26 protein-coding genes and 1 tRNA gene are annotated in these 24,641 nt (G+C 75.2%); 13 read left to right on the forward strand and 14 right to left on the reverse strand.

Going from position 1 to position 24,641, the window contains the following annotated elements; translation table 11 throughout:
• Nucleotides 1–274 precede the first annotated feature (274 nt).
• On the reverse strand, nt 275–1,279 hold the full coding sequence (locus ITJ48_RS15010) for an aldo/keto reductase family protein (protein ID WP_194614258.1): 1,005 nt from the start codon (nt 1,277–1,279) through the stop codon (nt 275–277).
• Between the two features lie 303 nt (nt 1,280–1,582).
• Here ITJ48_RS15010 and ITJ48_RS15015 point away from each other — a divergent pair, with 303 nt between their 5' ends.
• Entirely contained in the window at nt 1,583–2,107 is a 525-nt protein-coding gene (locus tag ITJ48_RS15015; protein WP_194614259.1) for a hypothetical protein, read from the forward strand.
• A gap of 106 nt (nt 2,108–2,213) precedes the next feature.
• On the opposite strand, the gene ITJ48_RS15020 is transcribed toward ITJ48_RS15015, so the two are convergent.
• Nucleotides 2,214–2,366, reverse strand: a complete 153-nt coding sequence (locus tag ITJ48_RS15020) for a hypothetical protein (RefSeq protein ID WP_194614260.1) — start codon at nt 2,364–2,366, stop codon at nt 2,214–2,216.
• Between the two features lie 108 nt (nt 2,367–2,474).
• Between ITJ48_RS15020 and ITJ48_RS15025 the strand changes: the two genes are divergently transcribed.
• The 3 genes from ITJ48_RS15025 (at nt 2,475) to ITJ48_RS15035 (ending at nt 4,698) form a co-directional block, all read left to right on the forward strand.
• Complete coding sequence (locus ITJ48_RS15025) at nt 2,475–3,716, forward strand: hypothetical protein (RefSeq protein WP_194614261.1); 1,242 nt, start codon at nt 2,475–2,477, stop codon at nt 3,714–3,716.
• An 81-nt stretch (nt 3,717–3,797) separates the two neighbouring features.
• Nucleotides 3,798–4,133: a PadR family transcriptional regulator gene (locus ITJ48_RS15030; RefSeq protein ID WP_194614262.1), complete on the forward strand. Its 336-nt coding sequence runs from the start codon at nt 3,798–3,800 to the stop codon at nt 4,131–4,133.
• Nucleotides 4,126–4,698 carry a hypothetical protein gene (locus ITJ48_RS15035; protein WP_194614263.1) on the forward strand — a complete coding sequence of 191 codons (573 nt, stop codon included), beginning with the start codon at nt 4,126–4,128 and terminating at the stop codon, nt 4,696–4,698. The genes ITJ48_RS15030 and ITJ48_RS15035 overlap by 8 nt, the downstream gene beginning before the upstream one ends.
• A 74-nt stretch (nt 4,699–4,772) precedes the next feature.
• Here ITJ48_RS15035 and ITJ48_RS15040 read toward each other — a convergent pair whose 3' ends face one another.
• From ITJ48_RS15040 to ITJ48_RS15050, 3 genes are all read right to left on the reverse strand, one after another.
• Nucleotides 4,773–5,657 (reverse strand): Rieske (2Fe-2S) protein, encoded by an 885-nt coding sequence (locus ITJ48_RS15040; RefSeq protein WP_194614264.1) that lies wholly within the window; start codon nt 5,655–5,657, stop codon nt 4,773–4,775.
• 83 nt (nt 5,658–5,740) lie between these two features.
• The gene (locus tag ITJ48_RS15045) at nt 5,741–7,096 is read right to left on the reverse strand and encodes an APC family permease (protein ID WP_194614265.1); all 1,356 of its coding nucleotides are present in this window, start codon (nt 7,094–7,096) and stop codon (nt 5,741–5,743) included.
• Between the two features lie 267 nt (nt 7,097–7,363).
• Nucleotides 7,364–7,843, reverse strand: a complete 480-nt coding sequence (locus tag ITJ48_RS15050) for a hypothetical protein (protein WP_194614266.1) — start codon at nt 7,841–7,843, stop codon at nt 7,364–7,366.
• A gap of 149 nt (nt 7,844–7,992) precedes the next feature.
• Here ITJ48_RS15050 and ITJ48_RS15055 point away from each other — a divergent pair.
• From ITJ48_RS15055 to ITJ48_RS15080, 6 genes are all read left to right on the forward strand, one after another.
• Nucleotides 7,993–8,066: transfer RNA gene (locus ITJ48_RS15055), tRNA-Gly, on the forward strand.
• 147 nt (nt 8,067–8,213) lie between these two features.
• On the forward strand, nt 8,214–8,990 hold the full coding sequence (locus ITJ48_RS15060) for an alpha/beta hydrolase (protein ID WP_194614267.1): 777 nt from the start codon (nt 8,214–8,216) through the stop codon (nt 8,988–8,990).
• Entirely contained in the window at nt 8,987–9,682 is a 696-nt protein-coding gene (locus tag ITJ48_RS15065) for a hypothetical protein (RefSeq protein ID WP_194614268.1), read from the forward strand. The genes ITJ48_RS15060 and ITJ48_RS15065 overlap by 4 nt, the downstream gene beginning before the upstream one ends.
• Nucleotides 9,683–9,724: 42 nt before the next feature.
• Nucleotides 9,725–10,132 carry a hypothetical protein gene (locus ITJ48_RS15070; RefSeq protein ID WP_194614269.1) on the forward strand — a complete coding sequence of 136 codons (408 nt, stop codon included), beginning with the start codon at nt 9,725–9,727 and terminating at the stop codon, nt 10,130–10,132.
• A gap of 47 nt (nt 10,133–10,179) precedes the next feature.
• Nucleotides 10,180–10,650, forward strand: coding sequence for a GNAT family N-acetyltransferase (locus tag ITJ48_RS15075; protein WP_192042944.1), 471 nt, complete (start codon nt 10,180–10,182; stop codon nt 10,648–10,650).
• 288 nt (nt 10,651–10,938) lie between these two features.
• Nucleotides 10,939–11,802 (forward strand): DUF805 domain-containing protein, encoded by an 864-nt coding sequence (locus ITJ48_RS15080; protein ID WP_194614270.1) that lies wholly within the window; start codon nt 10,939–10,941, stop codon nt 11,800–11,802.
• Nucleotides 11,803–11,929: 127 nt separating this feature from the next.
• Here ITJ48_RS15080 and ITJ48_RS16795 read toward each other — a convergent pair whose 3' ends face one another.
• Both ITJ48_RS16795 and ITJ48_RS16800 read right to left on the reverse strand, forming a co-directional pair.
• Nucleotides 11,930–13,648: an ATP-binding protein gene (locus ITJ48_RS16795; RefSeq protein WP_370544950.1), complete on the reverse strand. Its 1,719-nt coding sequence runs from the start codon at nt 13,646–13,648 to the stop codon at nt 11,930–11,932.
• Nucleotides 13,645–14,313: a response regulator transcription factor gene (locus tag ITJ48_RS16800; protein ID WP_192170244.1), complete on the reverse strand. Its 669-nt coding sequence runs from the start codon at nt 14,311–14,313 to the stop codon at nt 13,645–13,647. The genes ITJ48_RS16795 and ITJ48_RS16800 overlap by 4 nt, the downstream gene beginning before the upstream one ends.
• A 162-nt stretch (nt 14,314–14,475) precedes the next feature.
• Here ITJ48_RS16800 and ITJ48_RS15095 point away from each other — a divergent pair, with 162 nt between their 5' ends.
• Both ITJ48_RS15095 and ITJ48_RS15100 read left to right on the forward strand, forming a co-directional pair.
• Complete coding sequence (locus ITJ48_RS15095; protein ID WP_194614271.1) at nt 14,476–15,228, forward strand: hypothetical protein; 753 nt, start codon at nt 14,476–14,478, stop codon at nt 15,226–15,228.
• 602 nt (nt 15,229–15,830) lie between these two features.
• Entirely contained in the window at nt 15,831–16,682 is an 852-nt protein-coding gene (locus ITJ48_RS15100; RefSeq protein WP_194614272.1) for a GDSL-type esterase/lipase family protein, read from the forward strand.
• Nucleotides 16,683–16,834: 152 nt separating this feature from the next.
• Here the strand turns inward: ITJ48_RS15100 and ITJ48_RS15105 are convergent, their stop codons facing one another.
• A complete protein-coding gene (locus ITJ48_RS15105; RefSeq protein ID WP_194614273.1) occupies nt 16,835–17,647 on the reverse strand; it encodes a ZIP family zinc transporter in 813 nt (270 codons plus the stop codon).
• Between the two features lie 312 nt (nt 17,648–17,959).
• Here ITJ48_RS15105 and ITJ48_RS15110 point away from each other — a divergent pair, with 312 nt between their 5' ends.
• Entirely contained in the window at nt 17,960–18,145 is a 186-nt protein-coding gene (locus ITJ48_RS15110) for a hypothetical protein (protein WP_194614274.1), read from the forward strand.
• 162 nt (nt 18,146–18,307) lie between these two features.
• On the opposite strand, the gene ITJ48_RS15115 is transcribed toward ITJ48_RS15110, so the two are convergent.
• The 6 genes from ITJ48_RS15115 to otnK form a co-directional block, all read right to left on the reverse strand.
• Nucleotides 18,308–19,537 carry a multidrug effflux MFS transporter gene (locus ITJ48_RS15115; protein ID WP_194614275.1) on the reverse strand — a complete coding sequence of 410 codons (1,230 nt, stop codon included), beginning with the start codon at nt 19,535–19,537 and terminating at the stop codon, nt 18,308–18,310.
• Between the two features lie 207 nt (nt 19,538–19,744).
• Entirely contained in the window at nt 19,745–21,079 is a 1,335-nt protein-coding gene (gene nhaA / locus ITJ48_RS15120; protein WP_194614276.1) for a Na+/H+ antiporter NhaA, read from the reverse strand.
• Between the two features lie 75 nt (nt 21,080–21,154).
• On the reverse strand, nt 21,155–21,325 hold the full coding sequence (locus ITJ48_RS15125; protein ID WP_194614277.1) for a hypothetical protein: 171 nt from the start codon (nt 21,323–21,325) through the stop codon (nt 21,155–21,157).
• Between the two features lie 289 nt (nt 21,326–21,614).
• Complete coding sequence (locus tag ITJ48_RS15130; RefSeq protein ID WP_314104633.1) at nt 21,615–22,394, reverse strand: DeoR/GlpR family DNA-binding transcription regulator; 780 nt, start codon at nt 22,392–22,394, stop codon at nt 21,615–21,617.
• Between the two features lie 10 nt (nt 22,395–22,404).
• Complete coding sequence (locus ITJ48_RS15135) at nt 22,405–23,202, reverse strand: class II aldolase/adducin family protein (RefSeq protein WP_194614278.1); 798 nt, start codon at nt 23,200–23,202, stop codon at nt 22,405–22,407.
• Nucleotides 23,199–24,527, reverse strand: coding sequence for a 3-oxo-tetronate kinase (gene otnK / locus ITJ48_RS15140; RefSeq protein ID WP_228506925.1), 1,329 nt, complete (start codon nt 24,525–24,527; stop codon nt 23,199–23,201). Before otnK ends, ITJ48_RS15135 begins: the two co-directional genes overlap by 4 nt.
• Between the last annotated feature and the right edge of the window lie 114 nt (nt 24,528–24,641).

The following is a 24,641-nucleotide window of genomic DNA, read 5'->3' on the forward strand; positions in this document are numbered from 1 at the left end:
GCTGAGTCCCGGGATGTCCCGGCTGTGTCGTGGACGGTAGGCCCGCCCGACAGCCCGCGACCGGCGTCCGGCAGATGTACAGGGAAGACACACGAGCCCAGGAGGCGCCACGCAGGCGACCGGGACCGGTCCCGACGCCCCGGCCACCGCCTCCTGCGACGGCCGCACCCGCGGGACCCGCGTGCACCCACGAGCCGCGCACGAGGGTGGACGCGGGTTCGAGGGGTGCGGCGGCGCGAGGCGCGGCCGACGCCGGTGCGGCGGTGCGGCGGTCCTAGACCTCGCGGCCGGCGGGCATCTGCGTCTTGCGGGGGTCGGTCTCGGCGAGCCCCTCGAAGATCGACTCGATCTTCGCGAGCACGTCGGCCTCGAGCACGACGCCCGACGCCTTCGCGTTCGACTCGACCTGCTCCGGACGCGAGGCGCCGATGATCGCCGACGCGACGTTCTCGTTCGACAGCACCCAGGCCAGCGACAGCTGAGCCTGCGTGAGGCCGAGGTCGTCCGCGACGGGCTTGAGCTGCGCGACAGCGTCGAGCACGTCGTCGCCCATCCAGCGCTCGATCATCGCGGCGCCGCCCTTCTGGTCGGTGGCCCGGCTGCCCAAGGGCAGCTCGCCGCCCTTGGTGTACTTGCCGGTCAGCACGCCCTGCGCCACGGGGGACCAGACGATCTGCGAGATGCCCAGCTCCTTGGAGGTCGGCACCACCTCCTCCTCGATGACCCGCCAGAGCAGGGAGTACTCGGGCTGGTTCGAGACGAGCTGGATCTTGAGCTCACGGGCGAGCGCGTGCGCCTCGCGCAGCTGCTCGGCGTTCCACTCGGACACGCCGATGTAGAGGACCTTGCCCTGGCGGACGAGGTCGGCGAACGTCTCCATCGTCTCCTCGAGGGGAGTCTCGACGTCGTAGCGGTGCGCCTGGTAGAGGTCGACGTAGTCCGTCTGGAGCCGCTGCAGCGAGCCGTTGATCGACTCGGTGATGTGCTTGCGGCTGAGGCCGGTGTCGTTGTGGCCCTTGGGGCCGGTCGGGCCGTAGACCTTGGTGAAGATCTCGACCGACTCGCGACGCTCGCCCTTCAGGGCCTCGCCGAGCACCACCTCCGCCTGGGTGTTCGCGTACACGTCGGCCGTGTCGAAGGTCGAGATTCCGACGTCGAGCGAGGCACGGACGCACGCCGTCGCCGTGTCGTTCTCGACCTGCGAGCCGTGCGTGAGCCAGTTGCCGAACGTGAGCTCGGAGACCTTGAGTCCTGAGTTGCCGAGGTACCTGAATTCCATGGGGTTCTCCTTGTCGGGGGCGCTCCGCTGCGCACCGCCGTCGACGCTACGCCCCGGCGGCGTGAACGTTCACGCTCGGGGTACGGCGCCCTGGCGGCCGGGCGTCGGCCTCGAGTGGTCAGGAGGTGTCGTTCCCGGTGCCGGGAGGGACAGATGCTGACCACTCGACCCCGCGGTGCCGGGGAAGAGGCCCACCGAGAGGAGGCGTGGCCCCCTGAGACGGGGTCGATCGGGCCGGGCGACTCGACGAGGATGGCGGGGCAGTGCAGGGCTCCCGTGCCCGCGCCGCAGGGGGAGAGAGCGATGAGCAAGTCGATCGTCGGGCACGAGCTGGTGCGCGTGCTGGTCTGGGCCGGTCTCGACCCGCGGTTCGGCGGGCCCTTCTCGTGGAACGTCGTCGACGACGACGGCGATCGCGTGGCCCGGACCCTGACCCCGCAGACGGCTCCGGCCCTCGGGGCGCTCCTGGCCGCGCTGAACGAGCGCACCTTCGAGGAGTACTACGGCGAGGAGCACCACGAGCAGTACGTCCACTCGGCCCCGGCCCACGACACGTGGGCGGCCTACGAGGTGCTGGCGCTCGTGTCGCACTACGCGTACCACGCGTTCCCGGAGGACCTCGACGAGGAGGAGTTCGAGGCCGACGAAGCCGCCATGTACGTGTCCGCCCTGAACTGGCGCGTGGCGCTGAGCGTGCCGGGGTGGGACGTCGACACGTTCCGGCCGTCGATGCTCACCAGCGTCCCGGAGTTCCGGGCCGCCCCGATCTGGATCGACGCCTCGACCGTGCCGGCGGCCGGTCCCTCGACGCCGACCCGCACCTCCTAGGCCTGGGCCGCACGACGAGAGGCCCCGATCCGACCCCCGCAGGTGCGGGCAGGTCGGTCCGGGGCCTCTCGTGGTGTGCGGGAGCGCTCCGGGGAGCAGCTCTAGCTCAGGCCTTGTCGGCGTCCGAGTCCTTGTCGTCGTCGACGAGGCCGTCCTTCGAGCCGTCGGCCAGCTGCTCGGTGTGCTCGGCCTGCTCGTCGCTGATGTTCGTCGAGCCGTCGGGGGCGGTGTCCGGTGTGGTGTCGTCGTGATCGCTCATGCGGACGACGATACGCCGCACCGCGCCGGGCAGGCCGGTGCGCCGCTGCCGCACGTCTCCGCCCTCGCTAGCATCGTCTCGTCCGATCCGCGACGGGGGGAGCACCGGATGGCCGAGCGCGCGACGTGGGTGGAGCCCAACGGGGTGACCGTCACGGTCGACGGGGAGGTCGTGGTCCGCGGTGACGGCGTCCGGCCCGACCCCGACCGGCCGGGCAAGGTCCTCGTCTCCCTCCGGGAGCGTGGAGGGTGGTCGTCGTACCCGGTCGACGTCGGCACGGTGACGCGCCACGCGGCGACGGGGTGGTTGTTCGGGCACGAGGTCGCGATCACGGCCGGTCGTGACTCGGCGTACGAGCTCAGCGGCTACGCCCGTGAGGGTGCCCCGCCCTTCGCGACCGGGCGGCTCGAGGACGACGGCTCCTTCTGGCTGGCCGCTGACGACCTCTCCGACGTCGAGGCCGTGGAGTCGGTCGCGGACACCGTCGTCGACGCCGCCGACCTCGCGCGTCCGGACAGGTGCGTCGCCGGCGCGTTCGTGCTCGGCCCCTCCGGTCCCGAGCCGCTCCGCTCGCTCGCGCCGGTGCCCCTGCCCGGGGACCCCACTCGCCCCGGGGTCCAGCACGCCGACGGACGCGTCACCCCGTTGGTGGACGAGACGGTCCGACGGTGGGTGCACAGGATCGGGGTCATGGGAGACCGCTCGATCGAGGTCCTCGCCGAGCGGGACGGCCTGGCCTTCGTGGGTGCGCGCAACAGCCGCGTCGTCGGGGCGGAGGCCTGGGTCGGCACCCGTCTCCTGCACCGCATGGGCAGCGTGTACGTGGCGTGGCTGCCCGTGTCGACGCCCGACGTCACGATGACCTTCGAACGCGACTGGGCCGGGGACGACGGCCTGCCGCTGCTCCACGGCCGGTACGGCGTGGTCGACGGAGCATGGCGGTCCCTCGACCTGGCGGGGCTCCCGCTCTTCGGGAGGGAGGGCGAGCCCCTCCGGGTGCCGGGGCACGCCCTGGCCTGCACCACCGTCCCCGTTCCCGTCGACGACGCCGACTACCAGTGGTCGAGACGCTTCGGTGCGAGGTCCGTCACCGACGACCAGGTGCACGACAGCGTCACCGTGCGGACGACCGCCCGGGTGGCGGGCATCGACGTCGAGCTGTACGAGCCGTGGGATCCGATGACCGACGGGGCCGTGCTCCTCGTGCGGGGCACGGGACGCCCTGGACCGCCCGTGCTGCTGTCGGACGGGTACACCTTCGAGCCCGGCGTCCTCCAGGAGGGCGGCTGGTGGATGGCACGGGCCCGGCGCGACCACCTCGACGACGTCCGCACCGAGGTCGTCGAGTGACCTCAGGCCTGTGAGGTATCCCTCGCAGCCTGAGGCGTTCCGCCCTTGACCTGTCTTGCACCGCAAGGTAGCTTGTGACGCATGACAGCGGACGTGGGTGCGCAGCTGCGCAAGGGCGTCGTCGAGTACTGCGTCCTGGGGCTGCTCGACCGAGAGCCGATGTACGGCTGGCAGCTCTCCGAGCAGCTCGTCCAGGCCGGGCTCGTCGCCAGCATCGGGACGCTCTACCCCGTGCTCGGCCGTCTCCGGGCCCAGGGCCTCGCCACCGCCTTCGACCAGCCCTCCGCGACCGGCCCCGTCCGCAAGTACTACCGGCTCACCCCGCTCGGCCGGGCCCAGCTGACGGCCTTCCGCCTCCAGTGGGGGCCCTTCACCACGTCGGTGCACCAACTCATCGGAGAGGACACCCATGACTGACACCACCCCCGAGGTCACCACCGCGTACCTCGCCCGGCTCGACTCCGAGCTCGACCAGCTCCCGGCAGATCTGCACCGCGACATCGTCGCCGGCGTCGAGGAGGAGCTGCAGGGCCTCGACGCCGAGTCGGCCGCTGCCCGCATCGAGCAGCTGGGCGACCCCGCGTTCATCGCCGCGGAGGCGCGCACCGGGACCGCGACGGAGGCGCGCGCCGAGAAGCCGACCGCGGCTCCCCTCGGGGCCCCGGACGCGCCTCCCCCCGGCCGGGCGTTCTCGATCGCCGCCGCCGTCGTCCTGATCGCCGGCTCGCTCCTGGTGCCGGTCGTCGGCGCCCTCGCCGGCCTCCTCTTCGTCAGCCAGGCCCAGGCCTGGACCCGACGGGAGAAGGCCGCGGCGTGGCTCGCGTCCGTCGGCGTCGCGCTCCTCGCTCTCGCGTCGGCGGCCCTGATGTCCTCGTCGGGTGTCGGCGGCGGCCACCTCGTCCTCCTGGTGGGCTACCTCGTGTTCCCCGTCGTGGGCATCGTGCTCGCCGTCCGAGCGCACCGTCGCGGCTGGCGCGCCTGACCGATCCCCACGTCGCAGGCTCGCGCCGGCGCGACCGCCGGCGCGCGCACCCGCCGACCCGCGCCTCCTCGGCCTCAGCCGGCGTTCGGCAGCCGCACCTCGACCGCGCCGTCGACGACGCGGGTCTCGAAGACCGGCTGCGGCGACGTCGCCGGGCCGTGCACGACCTGGCCCGTGCGCATCGAGAAGACGCTGTCGTGCCACGGGCACGAGACGCAGGCCTCGCCCGGTCGTCCGGCGTCGAGCACGACCTCGCCCTGCGAGAGCGGCCCCGAGAGGTGGGTGCAGACGCTCGAGAGCACGTCGACCTCGTCCCCGCGCCGCAGGGCGACCAGCGGCTGGCCGTCGAGCTCGAGCCCGGTCAGCTCGCCCTCGGGCAGGGCGTCGAGCTGGGTGACGGCGTGCCAGCCGGGGCTGACGAGGTGCGGGACGTCCTCGGCGTGGTTCGCCCCGAGGGCCTGACGGTAGGCGAGGTGCCCGCCGATGAACCCGCCGAGCCCCACGGCTCCGAGCCCCGCGAGCCCGAGGAGCTTGGCGCTCGCCTGCTTCCCGCGCACCCGCTGCAGGTACGAGGCGCCGTACAGCCCGGTCGCGACGAGGTTGGCGACGGAGTGCACGAGGCCGGTGCGCTTCTGCTGCTCGTGCGACGCGGCCCAGTCGACGAAGCCCGCGAGGGCGGCGGGCGCCACGGCCAGCACTCCCACGCCGACGAGCGCCCGCGACGCCTTCTCCTGCCCGGGCACGAAGTCGAGCACGGCCGAGCTGATCCACGCGCCCGTCGGCACGAGCACGAGCACCGGGTGCAGCGGGTGCCCGGCGGGGACGCCGTGCAGCAGGTCCTTGAGGGCGCGAGGCCGGACGACCGCGTCGACCACCCCGGCGACCCTGTCGATCAGCGGGTCGAGCGCGGAGGCGTTCTCGACGGCGGTCAGCGCCTCGACGATGGTGAGTTCTCGCATGGCTGCTCCTCTGGTCCGGGCTCCGGTGCCCGCTGGGTGATGGTGGTGGCGCTGGCAGGTCGTCGGGTCGTCAGGTCGGGTCGTCAGGCCGTCGGTCGGCGCCGCGACCCGGCACGGGCGACGAAGAACAGCACCGTGCCGACCGCGAGCAGCGCCGCGCCGAACAGCCACACCCGGCCGCTCTGCTGGGTGAGCAGCAGCACGCAGGAGGCGGTGCCCAGCACGGGCACGGCGGTCCAGACCCTGAAGTGCGAGTGCTCGACGCGGTCCCGGCGCAGGACGAGCACGGCGACGTTCGTGCTGATGAACACGAAGAGCAGCAGCAGCACGACCGTCTCGGCGAGGACGCTGATGTCGCCCACCGTGGTGAGGAGCATCGCGACGGCCGTCGTGACGAGGATCGCCGCCCACGGCGTGCGGCGGCGCGGCAGCACGGCGGCGAGCGCGCGGGGCAGCAGCCCCTGCTCGGCCATGCCGTAGGTGACGCGGCTGGACATGATCATCGTCAGCAGGGCGCCGTTCGCGACGGCCACGAGCGCGATGATGCTGAAGATCCACTCGGGGACGCCGACCCCCGACGCCGAGACGACGGCGAGCAGCGGGCCGGTCGAGTCGCTCAGCTCCTCGGCGGGCAGGGCGATCGAGCTGGCGAGGCCGACGAGCACGTAGACGACCCCGGCGGTGGCGAGCGACGCGAAGAGCGCGCGGGGGTAGACGCGGCTGGGGTCGCGCACCTCCTCGGCGACGTTCGCGCTCGTCTCGAAGCCGACGAACGAGTAGTAGGCGATGATCGCGGCGCCGAGCGTCGCGATCGCGGGGTTCGCGTCGACGGGGAACTCGCCGACCCGGCCCACGTCGCCGCGGCCCCCGCCGAGCATGATGGCGACGACGGCGATCACGACGACGAGGCCGCTCACCTCGATCACCGTCATGACGACGTTGCCCTTGAGCGACTCGCTGATGCCCCGGGCGTTGAGGCAGGCGACGAGCGCGAGGAACGCGATCGCGGTCGGCACCGGAGGCAGGTCGACGAACGTGCCGAGGTAGTCGCCGGTGAAGGCGAGCGACAGGCCCGCGGCGCTGGTGACCCCGGCGGCCAGCATGCTGAACCCGACGAGGAACGAGACCAGCGGCACTCCGTAGGCGCGCTCGGCGAAGATCGCCGCGCCTCCTGCCTTCGGGTACTTCGTCACGAGCTCGGCGTACGAGCCCGCGGTCAGCAGGGCGAGCAGCAGCGCCAGCAGCAGCGGGGCCCACAGGGCGCCGCCGACCTCGGCCGACAGCGTGCCCATCAGCGCGTAGATGCCCGCGCCGAGCACGTCGCCGAGGATGAAGAGGTAGAGCAGGGGGCCGGTGATGGCCCGCTTCAGGGCGGTGCCGCCTCCCGAGTCGCCGTCGGAGGCCGCGGGGGCGGCGTCGGGGGGAGCGGGGATCGACATCGATGGCCTCCGGACACGTCGGTGCACCCGCTCGGTCAGTGCGGGTGTCCCGGTGATCGTCGTCCCCCGACGCGCGCGCGGGCCGTTCTGCGCACGGGGCTTGCGCGGAGGTGCGCGACGTGCAACGCAGGAGGCGCGGGTCGGCCTGCGAGGGACGGCCCGCGCCTCCTGCGCTCACCCCCACGCACCGCACCCCCTGCCGTGCGTCACACCCCTGAATTCGGGGGTGCAGCGCACGGAAGGGGGTGCGGGGCGGGTGCTCGCGGGCTAGCGGGCGGTCTCGCCCGCGTCCGCGATGCAGCTGAGCGCCTGCTGGCCGGCGTCGGACTGCTCGGCCGACGAGTCGGACGAGACGGGCCAGGTCGACGACGACTGCGCGTCCTCGTTGACCGACTCGAAGGTGCCGTCGAACTCGTCCGACTCGACGTCGCCGGTCGTGGTCCAGAGGCCGACCGTGTCGCTCAGCACGTTGTTCTCGCCGACGGGGGCAGCGACGTACCAGGTACCGTCGTCCTCGCGGGCGTAGGCGAGCAGCACGTCGTCGTCGACCTCGTCGCCGAGGGCGTTCAGCGCGCTGTCGAGCACGCGGGTGCAGTCGACCTGGTTCGACTGGGCGGGGCTGGTCGCCGTCTTCTCGCTGCCGGGCACGTCGCCGGCCGGGTCGACGACCTGGGCGCCGCCGGTGCAGCCCGTCAGCGGCAGCAGCAGGAGGGCGGCGAGGGGCAGCAGCGTCTTCTTCGTGATCATGGGGCGACCGTACGGCGGTGGGGCGCGGGCCGTCCGCATCCACAGGAGATCGTGCCCTGCGGACGCCCCCGACGCGCTGGCCCGGAGCCGCGACGACCCGAGGAGGCGCGGGTCGGTATAGTAGGAGACACCTGCCTCAGAGCGGGTTCGCGAGTGTAGTTCAATGGTAGAACTCCAGCTTCCCAAGCTGGTAGCGCGGGTTCGATTCCCGTCACTCGCTCCACTTCCCCGTCGACGCGCCGTCGTCGCCGTCTCCCGTGTGACCGGGGCCTCTACCGCGACGTCGGCGGTCTCCCGTAGGTTCGAGCCAGGCCGTCGTCGTCCCCGGACGACGCGGCCGCAGCTGCTCCGCCTCTCCGGAAGGACCCCTATGGACATCCTCTTCGTGCACGGCGCCCTGGTGCGCGACGGCCGGTGGTGGTGGCGGCCGACGGCCGACCTGATGGAGGCGGAGAGCGGCATCCGGAGCCGCTCCCTCGCCCTGCCCTCGTGCGGGGATCGCCCGGCCGACGGCCGCGACGACGTGCGGGTCGGCTCCGATGCCGGCGGCGGCGCCGGCGTTGCCGGCGATGAAGATGGCCCCGCGACCGGCCTCGTCGCCGACGCCGCCGCCCTGCGCCGCGCCCTCGACGAGGCGAGCGGGCCCGGCGAGGTGATCGTCGTCGCGCACTCGTACGGCGGCACCGTCGTGGCCGAGGCCGGCGCTCACCCGGCCGTGGCGCACCTCCTGCTGGTCTCGTCGTACCTGCCCGACGTCGGGCAGTCGCAGGGCGCCGTGATGGGCGGCGAGACGGACCCGGTGCCCCTCGGCGACGCCGGTGCGGGGCGGCTCGGGCTGGTCGGGGACCTCGACGCCCCGTGGTTCGGCGCCCGGTTCCTGCAGGACGGCACGCCCGAGCAGCAGCGCGAGGCCTTCAGCCGGGTCGTGCCGCAGGACGCGGCCTCCTTCACGACGCCCACCACCCGGGCCGGCTGGCAGGGCGTCGACTCCACCTACCTCGTCTGCGCGGACGACCGCAGCACCTCGGTCGGGCTCCAGCGCGAGCACGCGGCCCGGGCGACCCGGTCGGTCGAGCTGCCGACCGGGCACCACCCCTTCGTGACCCGGCCGGACCTCGTCGTCGAGCAGCTGCGGGCGTTCGCGTGAGCGCGCCGAGCGCGCCGAGCGCGTCGGGCACGCCGAGCATGCCGGGCACCCTGAGCCCGATGTCGGGCTCGACCCGGACGACCCTGGTGGCGGGCGTGCTCGTGGGGCTGTCGGCAGTGATCGCCCTCGTCGACCTGGCCGTCGCCTCCTCGTTGCTGCGCACTGCCGGGCCGCTGCTCGCGCTCACGGGCGCGGTGCTGCTGGTCGTCGGCGTCCGGGGCGAGACCGGGCTCGGGCGGGTCTCGGCCCTCGCGTCGACGGGCGTCGTCCTGCTGTTCGTGCCCGACGTGGTCGACCAGGCCCTGTCGTCCCTCCTGCGTGACCTGGCGACGTCGGCCCCCGTGGGGGCCCTGACGCTCGGCACGGCGCTCAGCGTGCTGCGGCTCGTGGCGGTCGGGCTCGCGGTCGCGGCCGTCGTCGTCGTGGTCCGCCGGCGCCTCCTCGAGCCGTGGCCGCGACGCGCCCTCGTCGCCGTGGTGGCCGCCGCGGCGTTCTTCGCGCTGATGCCGCTCGTCCCGTCGTCGACGCTGGGCCTGCTCGTGATCGTCACCCGCCTGTACCTGCTGCCGCCGGTGCTGTCGCTGCTGCTCGGCGTCGCCCTGGTGCTGCACGGGCGAGGGGGCCGGGTGCGCTCGCGCGTGGGGCGCGGCCTCGAGGCGTGGCGCGCGAGCACGGACGTCGTGCGCCGGTGAGCGCCGCCGGAGGTCGTCCGTGAGCGCCGCCGGCGTGCGTCCGTGAGCTCGGCGGTCCGCCGCAGCCCGCCGCTCGGGCGACGGGCGATCGCGGGGATCGTGGTCGCCACGATCGTCGCGGGCGTGGTGGTGCTGCTGGTGGGGCTCTTCCTCCTCCGGATGATGATGCAGGTGGTCTTCGCGACGGAGGGCGACGTGCCCGACGCCTCCTCGATGGACCTGCCCGTCGGCAGCTCGGTCACGGCGAGCGAGACGAGCTGCGGGTCCGGCGGGTGCTGGGCCGTGTTCACCGTGCGGCCGCCCGACGGCACGACGCCGACCGAGCTGGCGCGACAGATCGAGGACGAGCACGGCGACGGCATCCCGGGCGACCTCCTCGACCCCCGGACGATCTTCGTGTCGACCGAGGTGGGCGCCTCCGACGTCGCGGTGCGCGGCAGCTTCTGGTGAGGCGGGGCGGGGCCGCTACGGTGCGAGGAGCACGAGAGGAGCCGCACATGACCTGGCAGATCGAGGTCGTCCCGTACGACCACCCCGAGGCCGACGAGCTGCGCCGGGCCCAGCGCCGCGAGCTCGACGAGCGCTACGGCAGCGACGACCACGAGCCGGGCACGCCGCCCAGCGCGTCGGACGTGCCCGTCTTCGTCGTCGCACGCACCGCCTCCGGTGCCGCGGTCGCGTGCGGAGGGCTGCGCCCGCTGCCCGACGACGTCGCCGGGCCCGGCTCGGTCGAGGTGAAGCGCATGTTCGTCGATCCGTCCGCTCGAGGCTCGGGGGTGGCCGTCGCGGTGCTCCGGGCCCTCGAGGAGGAGGCGCGCGGCCTCGGCGCTCGCCGCGTCGTCCTCGAGACGGGCACGCGGCAGCCCGACGCGATCCGCTTCTACGCCCGCGAGGGGTACGGCGAGGTGCCGCTGTTCGGGGCGTACGTCGGCAGTGCCGAGTCGGTCTGCTTCGCGCGCGAGCTGTAGGAGGCGCGGCGCGCGTCGCCGAGGGCGGTCGCGTCCGGCCCGGCCCGGCCCGGCCCGGCCTGGCCCGGCCCGGCCTGGCCTGGCCCGGCTCAGCTCGGCTCGGTGCGGCTCTGCCTCGTGCGGCTGGCTCTGCGCCGAGGGCGGGTCTTCTGGCTCGAGGGCGGGTCGCGGCCGACCCGCCCTCGGCCCGGGACACCCGCCCTCGGCAGGGCTCGCTGCCGCTCGCTTGCTGGTCGGCTGCCGCTAGCCTGGGCAGGTCGCGAGGGGCGACGGCTCGAGGGGGACGACATGAGCGACGCACGAGACGACGAACAGGGCCGGGCCGAGGGGCAGCAGCCGCCTCCCTACGGGCCGCCGCAGCCTCACGGAGAGCCGCAGCAGCCGCCGGCGGACGGTCAACCGCAGCCTCCGGCGTACAGCCAGCCGCAGCCTCCCGGAGAGCCGCCGGCGTACGGTCAGCCGCAGCAGCCTCACGGAGAGCCGCCGGCGTACGGTCAGCCGCAGCAGCCTTACGGCCAGCAGCCGGGATACGGCCAGCAGCCTTACGGCCAGCAGCCGGGGGACGGCCAGCCGCCCTACGGCCAGCAGCCTCATGCCCAGCAGCCTCATGCCCAGCAGCCGTACGCCCAGCAGCCGTACGCCCAGCAGCCCTACGGCCAGCCGCAGCAGCCGTTCGGCGCGCCTCCCGGGGTGTCCCCGCGCCTCGCCGACGGCTCGGTGCCGCTCTGGGCGCCGCTGTACGGCGCCGGGCCCCTGGAGTCGGTCGGGCGCTTCTTCCGCAAGTACGCCGACTTCAGCGGCCGCGCGAGCCGGAGCGAGTACTGGTGGGTGGTGCTCGCCACGGTCGTCGTCTGGCTCGGCCTCGGCCTCCTCGGGCTCCTGGCCGGTCTGCCCGGCATGGAGGTCCACGCCGACGGCTCGTCCGACCCGGGACCGGGCTTCTACCCCTTCGCCCTCGTCTTCACGGTGCTGCTCTTCGGGACGATCGTGCCGTATCTCTCGATCGGGGTCCGACGGCTGCACGACGTCGACCTGAGCGGGTGGCTGCTGCTGATCAACCTGTTCCCGTACCTCGGCGGCATCGCGCTCACCGTCCTCGCGATCCTCGGCCCGAAGCCGGGCGGCGCGCGCTTCGACCGCCCCCGGCCCTAGGGCTCGCCGGCCCGGCCCGACGCACCTGCCGGCTCGCACCCCCGAACGAGCAGCACACCCCCGAATTCGAGGGTGTGCTGCTCGTTCCGGGGTGTGACGTCCGCGCGGGCGGGTGGGCGGGCGGGCGTCAGCGAGGGAGAGGGAGCGTCAGCCGGAAGACGGCGCCGCCGGGGGCCGCGCCGCCGGGCTCGCAGACGAGGTCGCCGCCGTGCGCCCGCGCGATGCCGCGGGCGATGGGCAGGCCGAGGCCGGCGCCTCCGTCGCCCGTCCGCCGGGCCTCGTCGAGCCGGACCAGTCGGTCGAAGACGCGCTCGCGGTCGGCCTCCGGCACCCCGGGGCCGTCGTCGGCGACGAGCACGGCCGCGACCTCCGGCGACGAGCCGTCGACCGTCAGCACGACCGTGCCCGTCCCGTGCGTCGCCCGCGCCGCGTTGTCGACGAGGTTGCCGAGCACCTGCGCCAGCCGACCGGCGTCGCCGAGGACGACCAGCTCACCAGCACCAGCCGCGGCACCGGCACCAGCCCCAGCACCTGCGCCCGCACCGACGCCAGCGCCCCCACCGCCGTCGACTCGCGCCCCCGCACCCGCGCCCCGCACCTCGACCCGCAGCTCCAGCCCCGGCCGACGCAGCCGCTGCCCCTCCACGACCGAGGCGACCAGCGCCTCCACGTCGACGGGTGCGACGTCGAGCTCGAGTCCGCGGTCGACGCGGGCCATCAGCAGCATGTCGTCGATGAGGCGCGACGCGCGGGCGGCCTCCCGGACGACGTGGACGGCCAGCCGCTCGCGCTCGTCGGGCCCGACGTCGGCCGACGAGCGGACCAGAGTGTCGGCGGCGGCGCGCATCCCGGCGACGGGCGTGCGCAGCTCGTGCGCCGCGTCGGACACGAACGCGCGCACCCTCTGCTCGGCCTCCAGCGCGGTGCGCTCCGCGGCGAGTGCCGTCCGCTCGGCCTCGAGCGCGGCCTGCTCCGCGCCCTCGACCCCGTCGAGCATCTCGTCGAACGCGGCGGCGACGCGGCCGATCTCGGTCGACTCCTTCGCGGGACGCAGCCGCCGACCCCGGTCGCCGTGGGCGATGGAGCGCGCCACGGCGGTCATCCGGTCGAGCGGACGCAGGGTCGCCCGCACCACGAGCACGAGCCCCGCGGCGGCCACGACCAGGAACACGCCCGACGCCCCGAGCATCACCCAGCGCAGCTGCGTCAGCGTCTGGCCGACCGAGCTCGAGTCGGCCGTCAGCGTGATCGTCGACCCGTCGCTCAGCTCGCTCATCAGCGTCGTCACCTCGTCGTCGGCCGTGACGCTCGAGGCGGTGACCGTGACGGAGTCGGAGTCGGCACCGGCGTCGGCCGCGGCGCCGTCGGTCGCACCCGGATCCGAGGAGGTGCCCGTCGCCTCCTCTCCCGGGGCCGCGGGGCCTGCGGTCGCGTCGCCGGTCGGCGTGTCCGTGCCCGCGCCTCCTGCGCCCCTACCCGGTCCGGCCGGCAGGCCGTCCCCGAGCGCGGGCGGGCCCTCGCGCAGCTCGTCGGGGGAGGGGCCGGCGACGATCGCGCCGCCGTCGGCGTCGCGGATCACGACGGAGAGGCCCTGCGCCGACAGCCGGTCGGCGAGGTCGTCGCCGTCGACGGTGCCGACGAGCGCGGCGGCCGCCGAGGCGCGGTCGCGGAGGCGGTCCTCGACCTGGGCGCGGAGCCGCTGGCCCAGAGTCGCCTCGACCGCGACGGCCAGCCCGGCGAGCAGCAGGGCGAGCAGCACGAGCACGGCGACGACGGTGCGCGCCCGGAGCGACCCGGTGCGGAGCCGCGGGCCGTCGGGCCGCACCGTGTCGGACCCGTCGCTCACGCGCTCATCCGGTAGCCGAGCCCGCGGACGGTGTGGATGAGCCGCGGCCCCTCCCGCTCCATCTTCTTGCGGAGCGAGCTGAGGTGCACCTCGACGAGGTTCGGGTCGTAGTCGTCGTAGCCCCACACCTGGGTGAGGATCTGCGTCTTCGAGACGGTCCGGCCCCGGCTCTCGGCGAGGAAGGTCAGCAGGCGCTGCTCGGTCGCGGTGAGGTCGAGCGCGACCCCGGAGCGGGTGGTGACCGAAGCCTCCGGGTCGACGACCAGGTCGGCCACCTCGATCACCGCGGGGATGCGCCCGCGGCGCCGCAGCACCGCGCCGATCCGGGCGAGCAGCTCGGCCACCGAGAACGGCTTCACGACGTAGTCGTCGACGCCCTCGGCGAAGCCCCGGAGGCGGTCGTCCAGCTCGTCGCGCGCGGTCAGCATGACCACGGCCGCGTCGCTGCTCGTGCGGACCGTCGCCGCGAGGCGGATGCCGCTCGCCCCCGGCAGCATCCAGTCGAGGACGACGAGGTCGGGGACGAACGCGCGGAGCGCCTCCGGCAGCTCGGAGCCGTCGGGCAGGCCCTTCACGGCGAAGCCCTCCGCGCCGAGGGCGGCGACGACGGACGAGAGCAGGGCAGGGTCGTCGTCGATCACGAGGACGCGGGCAGGGGAGATCACCGGCTGGACGGTACGGGGCCGAGATGCGCCGTCGCCGCCGGTCGCCTATGGAACCGCTGGACGCCCCGGCGACTTAAGCGCGGCTTCAGGTGCGCTCCCGAGGTTGGTCACAGCGGCGGACGACCGGTCCGCACCACCACCACCCCCTCGTCAGGAGACGACATGAACGACCAGCAGAACCCCTTCGACCGTGACGGCGACCTCGGCCGTGACGGCAGCGGCGCCGGCGACGGCGACCGTCACCGCGACCAGCGCGACGCGTTCGGCGCCCCCCGGCAGGACTCGACCGCCGACGACGCGACCCGCGAGCTGCCCCTCTCGCCCCGCGTCGCGTCGGAGCAGGGCGTGCCCGCCGCCCCGCGCCGACGGGTGACGAAGCGGCTCGGGATCGGCCTCGGCGTCGCCGCGGTCGGGCTCGCGCTCGTCGGCGGCACGGCAGCGGTGGCGTCGTCGGGTGGCGCGAGCACGCTCACGGCGGCGACGTCGAGCGCGTCACCGAGCCCCAGTGCGAGCTCGGACGCAGGAGGCGGCACGGACTCCGCAGACGAGACCGGCCCTGCGGCCCCCGGCTCGGACGCCTCGGGGTCGCCGACGCCCGCCGCGCCGGGTGCGACCGGCGACGAGGCCGACGGCGACGCGCCGGCCGGCCCGCTCGCGGGCGGCCCCGGCTGCGCGCCGGGCGCTGGCGCCGAGGGTGGCCCGGCCGCACCCGCGCCGGGCGACGCACCCGCGCCGGGCGCGAAGGGCGCCGACGGCGCCGAGCGCCCGACGCCGCCGGCCCCGCCGGCCGACGCCCCGGCCCCCGGCGAGGAGGGCTCGGGCAGCGGCGACCGCCCCACGCCGCCGACCGACGCGCCCACCCCGCCGACGGACGCTCCGTCGGCCCCCGCCGACGAGTCCGCCACCGGCAGCTGACCCGCCCGGCGCGCGAGCCCGCCGGCGTGAGCCCGGCGGGCCGCGCGCCGGCGCCGCCGGGCGGCTCCTCACCCGCGGAACCCGCGTGCACCCGTCGGCGCGCGCGAGGGTCCGCGCGGGTTCCGCGGGTCCGAGCCGCGCCGGACGTACCCGGCCAGCCCGGCGCGCGAGCCCGCCGGCGTGAGCCCGCCGCGCGAGCCCGGCAGGCCGCGCGCCGTCGCCCCGGGCGGTCCTCACCCGCGGAACCCGCGTGCACCCGTCGGCGCGCGCGAGGGTGCGCGCGGGTTCCGCGGGTCCGAGCCGCGCCGGACGTGCCCGGCCAGCCCGGCCCGCGAGCCCGCCCCAGCCGGCCCGCACCTCCTCGTCCACTCCGGGATGTCGGGCCGCCGCACCCGGCCGTGCCGCACCCGCCGTGCCGCACCCGGCCGTGCCGCATCCGGTCGCACCGCGCCGCCCCGCCGGGGCAGACCGCTCGGTCTGTCCGCAACGCGCAACCGCGGCGGCCGGTGCTGGCGCGTAGATGCGGCCGCATGTACCGTCAGCGAGCGCCACCGCGCCACCCGACCGGGACGGATCCCGGCACCGCACCGCCAGGACGGCCCATGCACACCCTCCGAGACCGCACAGCAGCGACCCTGCTCACGCTCGCGCGCCCCTACCTCGCCCTCCACCTCGGAGTGCTCGGCCTCAAGGTCCGCAGCGCGCCGTTCCCCCGGGACGAGGTCACCGCGACCCTCCCCGGGCCGCGTCCCGCCCGCCTCCTCGTCGTCGGCGACCTCGCCGCCTCCGGGTACGGCGTCCTCCTGCACGGCATGGCGTTCCCGGCGCAGCTCGCCGGCGTGTGGTCGAGCCGCACCGGCCGCGGCTGCAGCTGGCAGACCGTCGCCGACCCGCTGCTGACCGTGCGGCGGGCGGCCCACCATCCCCGTCTCGGCTCCTCGGCGGCGGGCGCCGACGCCGTCGTGGTCGCCCTCGGCATCCCCGACGTGCTGAGGATCACGCCCAGTGCGGACGTCGTCGCGTCCGTCTCTCGCCTCGTCGCCCGCGTCCGCTCGGCTGCTGGCGCGGACGTGCCCGTGCTGCTCGCCGGGCTGCCCCCGATGACGCAGTTCCAGGGCCTGCCGCCCGCCGCCGCGCGGCTGATCGGGTCGCAGCTGCGCCGCGTGGACGCCGCGCTGCGTCAGGTCGCCGACGAGCACGCCGGCGTCGAGTTCGTCTCGTTCCCCGCCTGGGACACCGACGGCACGACCCTCCGCCGCGCCTTCTCGTTCCGCGCGATGCACCGCGGCTGGGCGCTCGCCGTCGCCGCCCGGCTGGCGGTGGCGCTGCCGGGCTCGGGGCCCGATCCGGTGCCCGAGCCGACCGACGACGTCGTGCGGCAGGCCGAGCAGGTCGCCGAGGAGGCGGCGGTCGCGCCCGACGCGACCGACGGCCCCCTGACGCTGGCCGCGTAGCCCGCCTCGGGGCCGGGCCGCTCGTCGGCGGTGTGCTCCTTACCGAGCGCCGCGGGGCCGGGCGTCGGCGCCGACCACCGCGGGCCGGGCCGCTCGTCGGCGGTGTGCTCCGCGCCTCCGCGGCGTCTCTGTGTCCGCGGCCGGCCCTCGGCTCAGCCGACCTGGTGCACGGCGTAGCTCGCGACGAAGCCGAGCACGGTCACGAGCCCGGTCAGCGTCTGCGCCTTGCGGAACGCCTCCGGGATCATCGTGTCGCAGATCATCGCGAGGATCGCCCCGGCCGCGAACGCCATGACGAACGACTGGGCTCCCTCCGGCACGCCGCCGAGCAGCACGTAGCCGCCGATCGCCGACAGGGCGCAGACCACGGCGATGCCCGACCAGAGCCCGAACACGTACCGGGCGCCGCGCCCCGACTCCTTGAGGTCGGCCGTGCTGGACATGCCCTCGGGGAAGTTGGAGATGACCACCGCGACGAGCACGGCGACGCTGAGCGTGCCGCCGCCCGTGAGGCTCACGCCCTGCACGGCGGTCTCGGGCACGCCGTCGAGCAGGGCGCCGAGCGCGATCCCGAGGCCGGTGCCGCCGCTGGCCGCAGCGGCCTTCGCGCCGCTGCCGCCGCCTCCTCGGCCTCCGTGGTCGGTGCTGGCGGCGCCGGTGTCGGCGTGGTGCCGGCGGTGTCGCTTCAGCCGGAACCCGCCGTGCTCGAGCAGCTGGTCGAGGACGACGTAGACGACGGCCCCGGCCACGAAGCCGGAGATCGTGGGCACGAACCCGCCGCTGCTGGTCGCCTCGTCGACGAGGTCGAACGCGAGCGCCGAGATGAGCACGCCGGCGCCGAACGCCATCACGAGGGCGACGAGCTCGCGCGGCACCTTGACGAACCAAGCGACGAGGGAGCCGACGACCAACGACAGGCCGGAGAGCAGACCGGCGAGGCCGGCGAGGAGGAGCGGTGAGGTCACGCGGTCCGGTGTACTCCGTGGAGGAGGCCTCCGTAGGGGCGGCCCGCGTGGGGAGGTCTCCGTGGGGGACGGCCGATGTCGGTCGTCGGTGCGGACGGTCTCCGCCGTGGGGCCGGGCCGGCTCCGTCACGGCGGCGGGTCGTCCCGACCGGTGCCTCCCGACTGGTCCCTCGCGTACCCCGTTCCGTCGCTCCGCCTCTTGTACCGCACCCCTCCTTCGGGGCGCAAGCCCCTGCCCGAGGTCGGCTCGCCGCCCTAGCCTCGGAGGCAGAACCACACGGGTGTCCTCGACGCGGAGGGAAGGGAACCGACATGAGCCTGTACGAGACGGACCCGCGGGTCCGACCTGCGGCGATCGAGGCCTACCCGAAGCGCCGGCCTCCCGTCACGGACCTGCCGCCGATGCGCTCGGCCCGGCCGCCCGAGCCGGCGTACGCCGACTTCTTCGGGGGGGAGCACGCGGCACTCGCGACCGTCTCTGCCGTCGCGACCCGCTGAGGTCGCACGCCCCTCAGACCTGCCGGACCGCGCCTCCTCGGCCCTGCCAGGACCGCGCCTCCTCGGCCCTGCCCGGGACCGCGCCTCCTCAGCACGACTGCGGCCGCGCCTCCTCGGCCCGATCGGGACTGCGCCTCCTCGGCCCACCGGCATCGCGCCTCCTCAGCCCGGCTGGGCCTCCGCCTCGGGCTGCGGCCGTGACCGCACCGCCAGCTGCACCGCCAGCCCGACGCCGACGAACGCGACCATGAGCCCGCCCATGACGAGGGCAGTCCCGCCCAGGGCGCCGGCCAGCGGCGTCGCCAGCCCGCCGAGCCCGAACTGCAGCCCGCCCTGCAACGCGGCCGCGGAGCCGGGCCAGCGGTGCCCGAGCGCCTGCGTCAGCGTGATCGACCCGGGGATGACGAAGCCCCAGCCCGCCGTGACGAGCGCGAGCGCCGGCCAGATCAGTGCCGGTCCGATGCCGGTCGCCGCGCCCGCCAGCACGAGCGCCGACCCGACGGTGCAGGTGACGAGGCCGGCCGTGTAGAGCGAGTCCTCGGCGAACCGCCCCACCAGCCGCCGGAACAGCAGCGTCGACAGGATCATGCACGACGCGTTCGACGCGAAGACGAGGGTGTAGCCGAGCTCGCTGAAGCCGTACTGTTCCTGGAACACGAACGACGACGTCGAGATGTACGAGAAGAAGCCGATCGTGGCGGCGCAGCCCGTGACGAGGTACCAGCGGAACCGCGGGATCCGCAGCAGCTCGCCCATCCGGCGGCCCGCGGCGCCGAGCGAGGCACCGGACCGGGAGGCGGCGGGCAGCGTCTCGGGGAACCGCACGGCCGACAGCAGCGTGAGCGCCAGGCCGAAGACGGCGAGCACCACGAAGAGCGACCGCCAGGCGGCGACGGTCAGCACGACGCCGCCGACCAGGGGCGCGACGACCGGCCCGAGCGAGTTCACGACGGCGAGCGAGGCGAAGAGTCGGCTGCGGCGCGTGCCCGTCGTGGAGTCGCCGACCATCGCCCGCCCCGCGATGCTGCCTGCCGCCCCGCCGAGTCCCTGCAGCACCCGCGCGACGGTCAGCGTCGTCGCGTCGGGCGCCAGGGCACAGCCGAGGGAGGCGACGGTGAAGACCGCCGTGCCGATCAGCAGCACCCGGCGTCGGCCGATGCCGTCGCTGAGCGGGCCGATCACGAACTGGCCCAGCGCGAAGCTGACGAGGAACGCGGTCAGGCTGAGCTGCGCGACGGCCGTCGTGGTGCCGAGGTCGCGGGCGATGGCCGGCAGCGCCGGGACGTACATGTCGGTCGCGAACGGCGAGATGCCGACCACGAGGGCGAGCAGGGTGATCGACGACCGCCGACGGGTCCACGAGGAGGCGGGGGTCGCGTCGTCGTCGTCCACCTGACCGACGCTAGTCGCTCATCGTCGCGGGCCGCGCCTCCTGCGGGGTGCTCGTCGCCGGGGCGTCGTGAGCGTCGTGCGGGTCTCAGGAACTCTCCCCGCGCCGATCCTGCATGGTGCACGGTTCAGGAGCTCGGCTCCCCCCGTGGCGAGGATCAGGACCGGGCTTCCTGAATGGGGAGCGGAGCTGACGTCGGCGCGGGCCGGCTAGCGCTCGGCGTCGGCGTCGGTGCGGGCGCGTTGGCGGGCGCGCACCGTGAGGACGGCGGCGCCGATGAGCGCCGAGACCAGCGACCCGACGAGCACGCCGACCTTCACCACGTCGTCGCGCTCGCTGCCGCTGCCGAACGCGAGCTCGCCGACGAGCAGCGACACGGTGAAGCCGATGCCCGCGACGAACGAGAGGCCGACGATGTCGGGCCAGCGCAGGCTCGGGTCGAGGCGGATGCCGGGGAGGCGCGTCACGAGCAGCGACGACACGGTGATGCCGATCGACTTGCCGAGCACGAGCGCCAGGACGATGCCGAGCGCGACGCTGTCGGTCAGCGCGTCGCGGAGGCCGGCGAGGCCGCCGACCGTCACGCCCGCCGAGAAGAACGCGAAGAGCGGCACGGCGACGCCGGACGAGACGGGGCTCCAGCGCTCGGCGAAGTGGTGCGTGAGCGGGTGCCGCTCGACGTGGCCGTCGGGGCCGGTGTGGTCGACGCCGGCCCGTCGGGTCGCGATGGCGGGCACGAGCAGGCCGAGCACGACCCCGGCGATGGTGGCGTGGATGCCCGACGCGTGCACCAGGGCCCACGCGACGACGCCCAGGGGGATCAGCAGCCACCACGAGCGGACCCCGCGACGGACGAGCAGCGCGAACGCCGCGAACGGGACGAGCGCGGCGAGCAGCGGCAGGAACAGGATGCCGGAGGTGTAGAAGACGGCGATGATCGTGATGGCGAGCAGGTCGTCGACCACGGCCAGCGTCAGCAGGAACGTGCGGAGCGCCGGCGGCAGCCGCTTGCCCACGACCGCGATGACCGCGACGGCGAAGGCGATGTCCGTCGCGGCGGGGATCGCCCAGCCCTGCAGGGCGTCGCCGCCCGCGTCGAGGTTGACCAGCGTGTAGATCACGGCGGGCAGGGCGACGCCGCCGACCGCCGCGGCGATGGGCAGGGCCGCCGCGCGCGGGTCGCGGAGCGAGCCCGCCACGAACTCCTGCTTGAGCTCGAGGCCGACCACGAAGAAGAAGATCGCGAGCAGGCCGTCGGCGGCCCAGGCCCCGACGCTGAGGTCGAGGTGCAGGGCTGCAGGTCCGAACGTCGTGTCGCGGACGGCGCCGTACCAGTCGGCGGCGGGGCTGTTGGCGAGCACGAGCGCGAGCACGGTCGCGCCGAGCAGCAGCAGGCCGCCCGTCGTGTCGCGGCTGACGAAGCGCGCGAGGCGGGCGCCGCGGCCGAGCGGGCCGGGGGCGTGCGCGGGCGGCGCGGGCGTGGAGGGGGCCGGGCCCGTCGGGACGGGGGCGGACGAGGAGGCGTCGGGGACGTCAGGGGACACGGGTGAGCTCTCAGAGGTGGTCGCGGAACGGCGGGCGCGGGGAGGCGCCCGGGTCGTCGACGATCCCGGGCGCGGTCACGCCGTCGGCGGTGGGCATCCCGCGATCTCGCCGTGGGCGTTGCTGCCCCAGAGGCTCATCCAGCCGTTGGTGCCGCTCGTGCGCTTGGTCAGCACGAGCCGCTTCGGGAACGCCTGCCGTGCCGCGCGCTGGCGGCGCGTGCTGCGGGCGATCGGGTGGCTGGTCACGTCCCCGAGACTACCTGCGCCTCCTGCCTGAGCACGCTTCGTCTGCCGAGGGCGGGTCAGCGTGGACGAGGGCGGGTCCGCGGCGACCCGCCCTCGACCACGGCGACCCGCCCTCGACGGGAGTTCGTGCGCGCGGACCGCCAGGCGCAGGAGGCGCGGCGAGGGTCCGCGAGGGAGGCGCCGCTGCGGGGAAGCTCCGCGAGAGCGACGAAGCGGCGCGATGTTCCGCGTCGTCTTGTCGCTTTCGCGGAGGGAAGCGGCCGGAGGCGGCAGGCGGCAGGCGGCGGCGTCAGCGGGCGGCGAGGCGCAGGTCGACGCCGGCGTCGCGCAGCGCGGCGGCGGCCTCGTCGCCGAGGGCGTCGTCCGTGATCACGCCGTCGAGCTCGTCGAGCCGCAGCGCCCGGTACCGGCCGAAGCGCCCGTACTTCGAGCTGGCGGCGACGAGCACGGTGCGCTCGGCGACGGCGAGGGCCGCCCGCTTGGCCTCGATCTTCGCCTCGACGGGGGTGGTGACGCCGTGGGCGAGGTCCCACGAGCTCGACGAGACGAACGCGAGGTCGAGCGACAGCTCGGCGAGGGCGACGCCGGTCAGGCGCCCCATCGTCGACTGGTTGGCCCGGTCGACGCGTCCGCCGACGCAGATCAGGTCGGCCGTGGGGTGGTCGAGGAACGCCTGCACCGTCGCGAGGTCGTTCGTCACGACGGTCAGGTCGGAGACGTCGTCGAGGTGGCGGCGCATCGCCTGCACCGTGGTGCCCGCGTCGAGGTACACGGTCATGTGGTCGTGGACGAGGGCGGCCGCCTCGCGGGCGATCGCCTCCTTCTCGGCGACGTCCGCCTCCTGCTTGACGGCCCGGCTCGGCTCCTCCACCAGGCGCGAGGCGAGCTTGGCGCCGCCGGCGGTCGCGCTGACGCGGCCGGCGTCCTCGAGGGCGGCGACGTCGCGGCGCACCGTCATCTGGCTGACGCCGAGCAGCTCGGTCAGCTGCCGGTAGCTCAGCACCCGCTCGCGCTGCAGGTGCTCGACGATCGACTCGCGGCGCTGCTCGGGGATGAGGGGGGTCGACACGCGCGCCAGCCTAGTTGTCGCGGCCCTCGCCGGCGGCGGGCGGGACCGGGGCCGAGGAGGCGGGCGAGACCGCGGCCGAGGAGGCGTCGCCCTCGTCGGCGGGACCGGTCCAGGGCATCCCCCACGCGGCCGTGATCGCCCGCACCTGGTCCGGCGCGATCAGCCGGCGGGCGGCGCCCTGGGTGAGCAGGGCGATGCGGCACGCCTCCTCGAGCTCGATCGTGCTCTGCACGGCCCGGTCGAGGTCCTCGCCGCTGACGACGGCGCCGTGGTTCGACAGCAGCGCGGCCCGGAACGGCAGCGGGCTGTCGCCGACGAGCGCGCCCATGGCCGGGTCGCCGGGGGCGACGAACGGCAGCAGCGGCACCTGGCCGACCCGCATCAGCGCGTACGGCGTCAGGGGCGGGACGGCGCTGTGGGCCGACCACGGCTCGAGGCACGACAGGGCGACGGCCGACGGCGAGTGCACGTGGACGACGGCGGTGTGGGCAGGGTCCTTGGCGTACATGGCCAGGTGCAGCGCCACCTCCTTCGACGGCGCGGGGCCGCCGAGGTGCGTGCCCGCCAGGTCGAGCACCGACAGGTCGTCCGGTGCGAGGTCGCCGAGCTGCGTGCCGGTGCCGGTCATCAGCAGGCGGTCGCCGTCGCGGACGCTGACGTTGCCCGAGCTGCCGGGGCTCAGCCCGGCGGCGACGAGGGCGCGACCGGCGGCCACGAGGAGGCGGCCTGCCGTCGCGTGCTCCGCCGCGGTCTCGAGACGGCCGGGCTCCGCGGCCCGTGTCGTCGTCCGTGCGTCGGCGCCGCTCATGCCAGTGCCTCCCAGGCGCTCGAGAAGAGGTCGACCGCGCCGAAGTTGCCGCTCTTGAGGACGAGCGCCACCTCCCGGCCGTCGTCGGTGGTCGCCGCGCTCCAGCAGACGCCGGGGGCGAGCAGGGGCCCGATCGTGAGCAGGCCGACGCCGAGGGAGCCGACGACGGCGCCGCTGGTCTCGCCGCCCGCGACGACGACCTGGTCGACCGTGCCGTCGGCGACGAGGTCGAGCACGAGGCCCGACAGGACCGTCTCGACGACCTCCGCGGCGCTGACGGCGGCGCCCGCGCCTCCTGCGGGCAGTGCCCCCGCGGGCACGACGTCCGACGGCTGGCCGACCGAGTAGACGACCGGCACGGAGGCGTCGTCGAGTGCGCGCACCCACTCGGCCAGCGAGGCGGTCTCGGCCTCGGGATCGGCGAGCGCCTGCGCGATGTCGACCTTGCGGGTCGGGTGCCCGGCGGCGACCGCGGACGCGACCTGCGCCTGCGTGGTGGTCGAGGCCGAGCCGCACACGACGAGGCGACGACGGGAGAAGGAGGGGAACGGGACGGCGGCGTCGGCTGCGCCCGCTGCGCGCGTGCCCGCAGTGCCTGCGCCCGCCGCGTCCGTCGCGACCGCCGCGTCCGGCGCGACCGGGTCGAGCCCGAGCGCGAGGCCGGCCCCGCCGCTCACGAGCCGGTGCCCGGCCGTCGCCTGCGCGATGGCCCTCAGGTCGTCGTCCTCCACGGCGTCGACGACGAGGTAGCCCGCGGGGGCCGCGTCGAGCGCCTCCCGCAGCGCGTCGGCCCCGCGGCGCACCACGTCGAGCCCGATCTCGGTGACCGTGGCCGTGGTCTGCGGCGCGAGCAGGTCGCGCAGCCGCGACCGCGTCATGGGCGTGAGCGGGTGGTGCCGCATGGACGAGTCCTCGAGCAGGTCGTCGCCGACCCACAGCGAGCCGTCGCGCACGGTGCGGCCGGTGCCGGGGAACGCGGGCACGACGACGCTGCGGTCGGCGCCGAGGCGCTCGCGGAGCGCGTCGAGCACCGGCCCGATGTTGCCCTCGTCGGTCGAGTCGAAGGTCGAGCAGTACTTGAGGTAGAAGCGGTCGGCACCCCAGCCGAGGAGGCGGTCGGCGGCCCCCAGGGACGCGCCCACCGCCTCCTCGACGGGGGCGGTGCGCGACTTGAGGGCGACGACGACGGCGTCGAGCCCGGCCACCTCCTCGTCGGGGACGGGCCGGTCGCCGATGACGACAGCGGTCCGCAGCCCGCGCGAGTGCAGGGCGGCGGCGAGATCGGTGGCTCCTGTGAAGTCGTCGGCGACGGCACCTGTGAGCATGGGGACCTTCCGGTGGAGACATGTCGTCCGTCGTCGGACGCGACGGAGCCATCTCAGCATATGTGACTATTTGGTGCGATCTTTGACAATCTGTGAAGTCAGGCTACGGTTGCC

Source organism: Frigoribacterium sp. VKM Ac-2530, from assembly GCF_015350835.1.
Taxonomy (GTDB): Bacteria; Actinomycetota; Actinomycetes; order Actinomycetales; family Microbacteriaceae; genus Frigoribacterium.

Coding starts and splice junctions, on each gene's coding strand:
- ITJ48_RS15050 (WP_194614266.1), bottom strand. CDS start 7,843: ATGATCACGAAGAAGACGCTGCTGCCCCTCGCCGCCCTCCTGCTGCTG.
- otnK (WP_228506925.1), bottom strand. CDS start 24,527: ATGCTCACAGGTGCCGTCGCCGACGACTTCACAGGAGCCACCGATCTC.
- ITJ48_RS15010 (WP_194614258.1), bottom strand. CDS start 1,279: ATGGAATTCAGGTACCTCGGCAACTCAGGACTCAAGGTCTCCGAGCTC.
- ITJ48_RS15110 (WP_194614274.1), top strand. CDS start 17,960: ATGAGCCTGTACGAGACGGACCCGCGGGTCCGACCTGCGGCGATCGAG.
- ITJ48_RS15100 (WP_194614272.1), top strand. CDS start 15,831: ATGCACACCCTCCGAGACCGCACAGCAGCGACCCTGCTCACGCTCGCG.
- ITJ48_RS15060 (WP_194614267.1), top strand. CDS start 8,214: ATGGACATCCTCTTCGTGCACGGCGCCCTGGTGCGCGACGGCCGGTGG.
- ITJ48_RS15020 (WP_194614260.1), bottom strand. CDS start 2,366: ATGAGCGATCACGACGACACCACACCGGACACCGCCCCCGACGGCTCG.
- ITJ48_RS15040 (WP_194614264.1), bottom strand. CDS start 5,657: ATGCGAGAACTCACCATCGTCGAGGCGCTGACCGCCGTCGAGAACGCC.
- ITJ48_RS15135 (WP_194614278.1), bottom strand. CDS start 23,202: ATGAGCGGCGCCGACGCACGGACGACGACACGGGCCGCGGAGCCCGGC.
- ITJ48_RS15035 (WP_194614263.1), top strand. CDS start 4,126: ATGACTGACACCACCCCCGAGGTCACCACCGCGTACCTCGCCCGGCTC.
- ITJ48_RS15095 (WP_194614271.1), top strand. CDS start 14,476: ATGAACGACCAGCAGAACCCCTTCGACCGTGACGGCGACCTCGGCCGT.
- ITJ48_RS15025 (WP_194614261.1), top strand. CDS start 2,475: ATGGCCGAGCGCGCGACGTGGGTGGAGCCCAACGGGGTGACCGTCACG.
- ITJ48_RS15075 (WP_192042944.1), top strand. CDS start 10,180: ATGACCTGGCAGATCGAGGTCGTCCCGTACGACCACCCCGAGGCCGAC.
- ITJ48_RS15030 (WP_194614262.1), top strand. CDS start 3,798: ATGACAGCGGACGTGGGTGCGCAGCTGCGCAAGGGCGTCGTCGAGTAC.
- ITJ48_RS15015 (WP_194614259.1), top strand. CDS start 1,583: ATGAGCAAGTCGATCGTCGGGCACGAGCTGGTGCGCGTGCTGGTCTGG.
- ITJ48_RS15045 (WP_194614265.1), bottom strand. CDS start 7,096: ATGTCGATCCCCGCTCCCCCCGACGCCGCCCCCGCGGCCTCCGACGGC.
- ITJ48_RS15080 (WP_194614270.1), top strand. CDS start 10,939: ATGAGCGACGCACGAGACGACGAACAGGGCCGGGCCGAGGGGCAGCAG.